The organism is Streptomyces boncukensis (assembly GCF_011045075.1).
In the GTDB taxonomy this organism is placed as follows: Bacteria; Actinomycetota; Actinomycetes; order Streptomycetales; family Streptomycetaceae; genus Streptomyces; species Streptomyces boncukensis.
Window position 1 is genome coordinate 1 of sequence record NZ_JAAKZZ010000769.1, and the last position, 2517, is coordinate 2517.

Below are 2517 nucleotides of genomic sequence, written 5' to 3' on the forward strand. Positions count from 1 at the left end.
CCGCTCCCCCGCACGGTGTCCTTCGACACCACCGCGCCCCGGAGCGCTCCCCGGTGACCCGGACCCTGGTCACCGTCACGCTGTCGGCCGGGCCCGACGGACGCGCGGTGACGGACGAGCACCTGCGGGTCGCACTGTCCGCGCCCCCGCCCTGGCCGCAGCTCGCCGATGTGCTGGTGGCGCGCGGGCGCGGCGCGCAGTACGCGAACGCGCTCGCGGAGCGCCATCCGGCGGCCCTGGTGACGGCCGTGTACGACGGCCCGCACTGCTGGATGCGGCTGCGGCCGCGGCCGCAGCAGTGGCCGCAGCAGTGGCCGTGCGGCGGGCTGATGCTGTGGACGACAGCGCGCCGGGCGCCCTGCTGGCCGGTGTGGGCGTCCCTCGTGCACGCCTGGCTGGTGGCCTTCTCCGGCGGACCGGCGGCCGGGCCCCGACAGCCCGGGGGCGCCCGCCCTCACCCCTCCGGCGGGAGGCGTGCGAGCCGGGCCCGTACGGACTCCGCCTCCGGGGGCTCCGGGGCGCCCACGGCGGCGTACGCGGCGAGCGCCCGCTCGTACCGCTCGCGCGCCACGGAGCGCAGTCCCCTCCGCTCGGCGAGCTCGGCGAGGGACTCCAGGGCCCGCCCGGACTCGTAGTCGGCCGCCGCGTCCCGGAGGACGGCCAGCGCCTCCTCCAGCCGCTCCTCGGCGTCCGTGAGGCGTTCGAGGGCGAGGAGGGCGCGGCCGTGCAGGAGGGCGGCGCGGGCCGCGTTGTACCGGTCGCCCTCCTGCGTCAGCACCGCGCGGGCGGCCTCCGCCTCCCCGGCCGCCGCGCCGGCGCTGCCCGCGGCGAGCGAGGCGTCGGCCAGGTTGAGCCGGGCGAGCCCGGCGGCGCGCGGGTCGCCGCAGCCGGGCAGTTCCGCCGCGGCGCGGGCGAAGAGGCCGGCGGCGTCAGCGGCGCGGCCGAGCGCCTGGCAGGCGAGCCCCCGGTAGTTGAGGGTGCGGGTGGCGCCGAGCGTGTCGCCGTCGGAGCGGAAGACCTCCGCGGCGCGCTCGAACATCTCCAGTGCCCGCGCCGCCTCGCCCCGGCCCAGCTCGCCGAGGCCGCCGGAGGTCAGCATGCGGCACTCGGCCGCCGTGTCGCCCAGCTCCCGGGCCGCCGCGAGCCCTTCGCGGTGCGCGGCGTGCCAGTGCTCGTAGTGCTTGCGCCGCAGGAAGAGCGGCCACAGCGCGTCGGCGAGCTGCCAGACGGCAGGGTGGTTCCCGGCGTCCCGGGCACACCGCTGTACGGCCATCAGGTTGGGCAGCTCACGCTCCAGCCAGTCGAGCGCGCTCCCCTCGTCCAGCTCGGCGGTGACGACGGGCCCGGGGCCGAAGGAGCGGGCGAGCGTGCGGTGCTGGGGGTCGGTGAGCTCCTCGGCGCGGGTGGCGGAGGCGAGATAGTGGTCGGTGATCCGGCGTACGGCGGCGGCCCGTTCGCCCTCCGGCTCGTCGCGCGCGGCGCACGCGGCGGCGTGCAGCCGCACGAGATCGTGGAAGCGGTAGCGCTCGTCCTCGGTCCCGGCCCCGGCCCCGGTCCCGGTGCCGCCGACAGTGGTGGTGGCGGCGGCGGTGAGCAGGTTCGCGTCGTGCAGCGCGTCCAGCAGCTCCAGCGCCTGAGGGGCACGCGGCGCCGCCAGCCCGAGCGCGGCGGCGGCGGTGCCGCTGCCGAAGTCGCGCCCCGGGTGCAGCCCGAGCAGCCGGTAGAGGCGCGCCGCGCCCGCCGGGAGGCCCTGGTACGACAGGTCGAGCGCCGCGCGGACGCTGTGGTCGTCCTCGATGGCCAGCACCTCCAGCCGGTCGCGCTCGGCGGTCAGGGCGCGCACCATCGCGGTGAGGGGGCGTCCGGGGTGCCCGGCCAACCGCGCGCCCGCGACCCGTACGGCGAGCGGCAGGCCCGCGCACAGCCGTACCAGCGTGCGGGCCTCCTCGGCCTGCGCGGCGACGCGGCCGTCGTCCAGGGTGCGGGCCAGGAGCTCGACCGCCGCCTCCGTGGCGAGGGGTTCGAGGCCGACGGCGTAGCAGCCGTCGACGGCGAGTCCGGGCAGCCGCCGTCTGCTGGTGACGGCGGTGACGTTGGGGCCGCCGAGCAGCAGATGGCGGACCTGCGCCGCGCTGGCCGCGTCGTCGAGGAGGACGACGAGCCTGCGCTGCGCCGTCAGCGAGCGGTAGAGCGCGCCCCGTTCCTCGATGCCGGGCGGCACCCGGGGGCCCGGGACGCCCAGGCCGCGCAGGAAGCGGCTGAGCACCTCGCCCGGGTCGGCGGGGCCGGCCCCCGCGCGGGCGCCGAGGTCCGCGTAGAGCTGCCCGTCGGGGAACTCCCGCCGCAGCGCGTGCAGCCAGGCGAGCGCCACCGTCGTCTTGCCGACGCCGCCCAGCCCGCTGAGCGCGGCCAGGAAGGCGTGCCCGGCGCCGTTCACCCGCTGCCTGCGGCGCTCCAGCCCGTCGAGCTCCGCGGTGCGGCCGATGAGCGGCCCGGCCGGGGGGAGCTGCCAGGGGA

At 79.0% G+C, this 2517-nt stretch carries 1 protein-coding gene; it reads right to left on the reverse strand.

What is annotated here, in order from left to right:
* Positions 1 to 454 precede the first annotated feature (454 nt).
* The coding region (locus G5C65_RS35350; RefSeq protein ID WP_165303149.1) for an ATP-binding protein at positions 455 to 2517 on the reverse strand (2063 nt) is incomplete at its 5' end.